General features: G+C 63.7%; 7 protein-coding genes. 2 read left to right on the top strand and 5 right to left on the bottom strand.

The window, feature by feature from the left end; all coding sequences use genetic code 11:
• From AC5JJ6_RS40460 to AC5JJ6_RS40440, 5 genes are all read right to left on the bottom strand, one after another.
• Positions 1-563 (bottom strand): fumarylacetoacetate hydrolase family protein (locus AC5JJ6_RS40460; RefSeq protein WP_496047472.1); only part of this gene is annotated, 563 nt, incomplete at its 3' end.
• Positions 560-1,315, bottom strand: a complete 756-nt coding sequence (locus AC5JJ6_RS40455; RefSeq protein ID WP_496047471.1) for an ABC transporter permease — start codon at positions 1,313-1,315, stop codon at positions 560-562. The genes AC5JJ6_RS40460 and AC5JJ6_RS40455, both read right to left, overlap by 4 nt.
• A 22-nt stretch (positions 1,316-1,337) precedes the next feature.
• A complete protein-coding gene (locus tag AC5JJ6_RS40450; RefSeq protein ID WP_496047470.1) occupies positions 1,338-2,141 on the bottom strand; it encodes an ABC transporter ATP-binding protein in 804 nt (267 codons plus the stop codon).
• On the bottom strand, positions 2,141-2,953 hold the full coding sequence (locus tag AC5JJ6_RS40445) for an ABC transporter permease (RefSeq protein ID WP_496047469.1): 813 nt from the start codon (positions 2,951-2,953) through the stop codon (positions 2,141-2,143). Before AC5JJ6_RS40445 ends, AC5JJ6_RS40450 begins: the two co-directional genes overlap by 1 nt.
• A complete protein-coding gene (locus tag AC5JJ6_RS40440; RefSeq protein WP_496047468.1) occupies positions 2,953-4,035 on the bottom strand; it encodes an ABC transporter substrate-binding protein in 1,083 nt (360 codons plus the stop codon). The genes AC5JJ6_RS40445 and AC5JJ6_RS40440 overlap by 1 nt, the downstream gene beginning before the upstream one ends.
• Positions 4,036-4,176: 141 nt before the next feature.
• On the opposite strand from AC5JJ6_RS40440, the gene AC5JJ6_RS40435 reads away from it, so the two are divergent.
• Positions 4,177-4,860, top strand: coding sequence for a FadR/GntR family transcriptional regulator (locus tag AC5JJ6_RS40435; RefSeq protein ID WP_044426195.1), 684 nt, complete (start codon positions 4,177-4,179; stop codon positions 4,858-4,860).
• 112 nt (positions 4,861-4,972) lie between these two features.
• On the top strand, positions 4,973-5,200 hold a 228-nt coding region (locus tag AC5JJ6_RS40430; RefSeq protein WP_496047467.1), incomplete at its 3' end, for a DUF4383 domain-containing protein.

Genomic DNA, 5,200 nt, shown 5'->3' with positions numbered 1-5,200 from the left:
TAGCTGATCATCTCCGGCACCTTCCAGATCATCTGGTTCAGGTCGCCTTCCTGGCGCAGCTCGTCGTCGCACTTCATCCAGACGCGGCCCTGGCTGGGGTGACCCAGCTCGGATGCCGGAATGATCTCCGTGCAGGGGGCGGACGCGTCGAACGCCTTGCCGATCTCCCACGGGCGGCCGAGCTTCTTGGCCTCGCCCTGAAGGTCGCGGCGGGTCATGTCGAGGCCGACGCCGTAGCCGTAGACATGGTCGAGCGCCTGATCGATCGGAATGTTCTTGCCGCCCTTGGCGAGCGCCACGACCAGTTCCAGCTCGAAATGGACGTCGTCGGAGCGGTCCGGGTACGGGAACTTGCCGTCGGTCACCAGATTGTCCGGGTTCTTCTGGAAGAAGAAGGGCGGTTCGCGGTTGGGATCGTAGCCCATCTCGATCGCGTGGGCGGCGAAATTACGGCCGATGCAGTAGATCCGGTGGACCGGGAAAAGAGCGTCGGAGCCGCGAATCGGCAGGCTGGGGATGGCTGCGGGTTCGAAGGCCCAGCGGCCGGTGTTTGAGGCACTCATTGACGGACTCCAGCGTAGTATTCGACACGTTTTTCAATGGCGCCGACGAGTTCGGACACCAGGATGGCGAAAGCGAAGACGAGAATGGTCAAAGCCCAGAACCGCTCCATCAGGAAATTGCGGGAATAAAGCTCGAACAACTCACCATAACCGATGACCGAGACGAGAAGCTGCCCGATCACCACTCCCTTCACACCGCGGATCATGCCCAGGCGGATGCCGGCGAGAATCTCCGGCAGGGCCGCCCAGAGCAGGATTTTCAAATAGACATCGCGCTGCGACGCCCCGAACGAACGGCTCATTTCGACCAGCGAGCCAGAGATGTGCTTGACGCCGGCCTGGGTGTCCAGGGCGATGATCCAGACCGCGAACAGGAAGACTGTCGCGACGATGGTCGCGTCCCCCAGCCCGAACAGGATCATCAGGATCGGCACCAGGGCCGACAGCGGCGCGCTGACGAACAGGTTGACCCACATGCCGAGCAGCCTGTCCGCCGCCCGGAACCGCCCCATCAGCACGCCGAGCGATACGCCGGCGACGATGGCCAGCGCCATCCCGGCGACGAAGCTTCGCAGCGTGACGACGGTTGCGGCCAGGAACTGCTGGGTCTGGACCAGCTCGACCATCGCGACGACGACCGAGGACAATGGCGGGATCAGGAACATCAGGTCCAACTGGCCGACGATCTCCCAGATCAGGCACCAGACCAGCAGCGAGGACATCATGGGCAGGCGGTAACCGAACAGCATCATGACGGCGTCTCCCCTTCCCCGCTCAATCGACGAACTGCTTCAGGCCGTCCCAAATATCCTCGACCGTGTCGAGATACCGGCGGTCGCGGCGGATTTCGTCGGGCGTGCCGTCGCGCGGGATGTCCGGCTCGATGATCCGCGACACCCGGCCCGGCCGGCGCGACAGCAGGACGATCCGGTCGGAAACGTAGACCGCCTCCTCGATGCTGTGGGTGACGAAGATGAAGGTCTTGCGCTGGACGCGGCGCAGGTGCAGCAGGTCCTCCTGGAACTTCCGTCTTGTCTGCTCATCGACGGCGGAGAACGGCTCGTCCATCAGCAGCACGTCGGCGTTGACCGCCAAGGCGCGGGCAAGGCCGACGCGCTGGCGCATGCCGCCGGATAGCTCGTGCGGGTAGCGTTCCTCGAACCCGGCAAGACCGACCTCGGCAATGTAGCGCCGCGCCGTCTCGTGGCGTTCAGCCTTTGGCGTGCCGCGCAGTTCCAGCCCGAAGGCGACGTTGCGGAGCACGGTCGCCCAGGGCATCAGCGCGAAGTCCTGGAACACGAAGGCCCGCTCCGGCCCCGGTCCGGTCACCGCCTTGCCCTTGACGAAGACCTGACCGGCGGACGGCTCCAGCAGGCCCGCGATCATCTTCAGCAGCGTGGTCTTGCCGCAGCCGCTAGGACCCAGCAGCGAGATCAGCTCGCCTTCGGGGAAATCGAGATCGATCTCCTTCAGCGCCTGGAAGCCGCCGTAGAATTTCGACAGGCCGCGGACTTCGACGATGTTGTCACGGATTGCTGGCATTGGGCGCTCGTGGATGCGTGGCAGGACGGCCGGCATCAGGCAACCTCCCTTTTCTCGGGTCGGAACAGGGTCAGCTCGACACGCTGCAAACCCCCTACGGTGACTGCGGAGAACACGATGATGGAAACGACTGTCGCGTACATCTCGGCGTAATTGGCGACCGAGCGGTGGTAGGTGATCAGGTCGCCGATGCCGGTCGGCGTGATCAGCAGCTCGGCCAGCACGATGCCGATGAAGCCTGCCGAGATGCCGAGCCGCAATCCGGCGAAGATCAGCGGGCTGGCGTCGGGAATGACGATCTTCGCGACCTGCTGCCAGCGCGTCCCCTGGAACGACCTGCACATGGCGACCAGCGACGGATTGACGTTGCGGACCGCCTTGTAGCAGTTCAGCACGATCACCGGCAGCGCCAGCACGCAGACCGCCAGCACCTTGGACGTCATGCCGATGCCGTAGACGAAGGTGATCAGCGGGATCAGTGCCGCCATGGGGGCCGCCTGCATCACGATGAAGACAGGGGCCGCCAGCCATTCCGCCATCGGCCGCAATCCCATCAGGACGCCGATAGAAACCCCCAGCACCGCCGAGATCGCGATGCCGATCACGAGCGGCTGGAGCGTCGTGGCATAGGCCCCGATCAGGCTGCCGTCCAGCACCATGCCGACGAAGGCCATGAAGGTCTGGGAGAACGGCGGCAGCGCATAGTTGATCGGGATCTGCCCCGCGATTTCCCAGGCGCCGGCGAACAGCCCAAGGGACAGCAGGCGCCACAGCAGGGTATGGTCCCTCGTGGCCGCCCATCTGATCCAGCCCGGCGCTTCATTGTTAGGGACGGAGATATGGGCCATTACTTGCGGCCGACTTTCTGCAAAGCCTGATCGAGCGGCCCGAGCGTCCAGAAGTCCTCGACCTTCAGGCTTGCCGGATCGCCCTGGATCTGGCCGGCGACGGTGTAGAACTCGAAGTCGTCGCGCGCCGCATCGCCGCCGCCGCCGTTCGCCGGGAACAGCCCGACCTCGACCGCGTCGGCATAGTAGGGCTTGATATCCTCGACCACCTCGGGCGGCAGGTCCGGCAGCAGGCTGTACTTGCTGCGGAATTCCGTGACCACGGCCGGATTGGCGTTGATCTCGCGGAAGGTGGTCAGCAGTTCCTCGGTCAGGATGTTGACTGCGTCCTTTTCCTTCTGGAGGAAATCGGTATTGGCGTAGAGCGCCTCGTCGCTGGCGTCGATGCCTTCGACAGGCAGCACCTTGAACTTGCCGGGCGCTTTGGTCTCCAGCAGCCTCCAGCCGGCCGAATCCACGATGGTCGCCTTGACGTTGCCCTGGAGCAGAGCGCCGGTCCGGACTTCCGATCCCGGAACGTAGCTGACCTGTCCGTATTTGATGCCGTTCTTCTTGGCGAGCAGGTTCATGATCGCCTCGGTGCCGGAACCGCGCGAATGGACCGCGATCTCCTGACCGTTCAGGTCGGACCAATCCTTGTAGAACTCGGTGTTGACCACGGGATAGAAGCGCAGCGTGCTCATCTGGTAGAAGATGCGGATGGGCGCCCGGACCTTCTGGAGCAGAGCGTAGGGTGTGCCGACGCCGACATCAGCCTGCCCGCCGACGACCGCCTGGGCGGCGATGTCTTCCGACTTCAGGTAGTTGATCTCGATCTCGACGCCGCGCTCCTTGGCGCGCTCCAGCGCCGTCAGGAAGCCCAAGGCTTCGACCGACGCGATATCGCCGAAGGCGACCCGGATCTTGCCGGCGGCGAAGGCATCGGACGCCCAGCCGCCGATCCCGGCGGAGAGCGCCAGTGCCGCCCCGAGATGGACCGCTTTGCGGGCAAACCTTGATGGAATTGGTAACTTCATCGCTTCCTCCCAGGAAGGCCGCCTGTCACCGGCATCGATGACGGCGGTGGTGTGAACTTCGCTCACCGGGTGGGTTGATCCCAACCATTCGTAACCAATGGTCCAATGGTAAACAGATTATTTAGAGGACGTCAAGCAATCCCCTTGCGTACTGTCAGCATTTTGAGCGATCATCTTCTGACCAATCAGAACATTGGTTGAGAGATCATGACGACTGACGGTGTCGATCCACAAGGCACACTCACCCAGCTTCGCGCCTTTCTGGCGCAGGCGCCGCTGTCGGTGGACAGCCGCCTTCCGCCGGAGCGCGAACTATGCCAGCAGCTCGGCGTCAGCCGGGGGGAGTTGAGGAAGGCGCTCGCGACCCTGGAGGCGGAAGGTCAGCTCTGGCGCCATGTCGGCAAGGGCACCTTCATCGGCGCCCGGCCGGCGGAGAGCCTTGCGGACCTTTCGACGGCGACCAGCCGGACCAATCCGGCCGAGGTGATGCAGACCCGCATCCTGATCGAGCCGGAAATCACGAGGCTCGCGGCACTGAACGCGACCGCCGCCGACATCGCCGAAATGCGGACCTGCATGGCGCGCTCACGCTCGGCCACGAGCTGGCGGCAGTATGAGTCATGGGACAACCGCCTGCACCGCTCCATCGCGGAGGCGACCCGCAACACCCTTCTGCTCGCCATGTTCGACACGCTGAATGCCGTGCGCCGCGCCGTGGTCTGGGGACGGTTGCGTGCCAACAGGACCCGTCCGGACCCCGACCACCACAGCTTCAAGGAGCACGAAGAGATCGTCGGCGCCATCGCCGACCGCGACATGAACGAGGCGGCGCAGGCCATGCGGCGCCATCTTCAGACGGTGGAACGGAAACTGCTGAACTACAGCCAATAGATCGCACTGGCCGGACTCTTTTTGCTTTTGCCGAAGCGCAGGCCGCGACTCATCGCCGGTCATGCTGTTGAGCCGCCACAGGAAAGCTTACAACCTGCGGAGGGCTCTTTACATGAACACTCGTTACTTCTCACTCGTGCTCGGCATTGTTTTCCTGCTAATCGGCATTGCCGGCTTCGTTCCAGGACTCCTGCACAGCCCTGAACACGCAGGCGATGTCGAGGTCACTCAGAACTTCGGGCGGCTGATGGGACTGTTCCCGGTCAATGCCCTGCACAACGTCGTTCATATCGTCTTCGGTATCTGGGGTATCGCAGCATATCGCAGCTATACCGGCGCG

This window comes from Skermanella sp. (assembly GCF_059503625.1).
This window is presented reverse-complemented; position numbering and strand designations above follow the sequence as displayed.

Bases quoted from the DNA above. Each gene is read 5' to 3' on its own strand.
- AC5JJ6_RS40455 (WP_496047471.1), bottom strand. From the start codon at position 1,315: ATGATGCTGTTCGGTTACCGCCTGCCCATGATGTCCTCGCTGCTGGTC.
- AC5JJ6_RS40450 (WP_496047470.1), bottom strand. From the start codon at position 2,141: ATGCCGGCCGTCCTGCCACGCATCCACGAGCGCCCAATGCCAGCAATC.
- AC5JJ6_RS40445 (WP_496047469.1), bottom strand. From the start codon at position 2,953: ATGGCCCATATCTCCGTCCCTAACAATGAAGCGCCGGGCTGGATCAGA.
- AC5JJ6_RS40435 (WP_044426195.1), top strand. From the start codon at position 4,177: ATGACGACTGACGGTGTCGATCCACAAGGCACACTCACCCAGCTTCGC.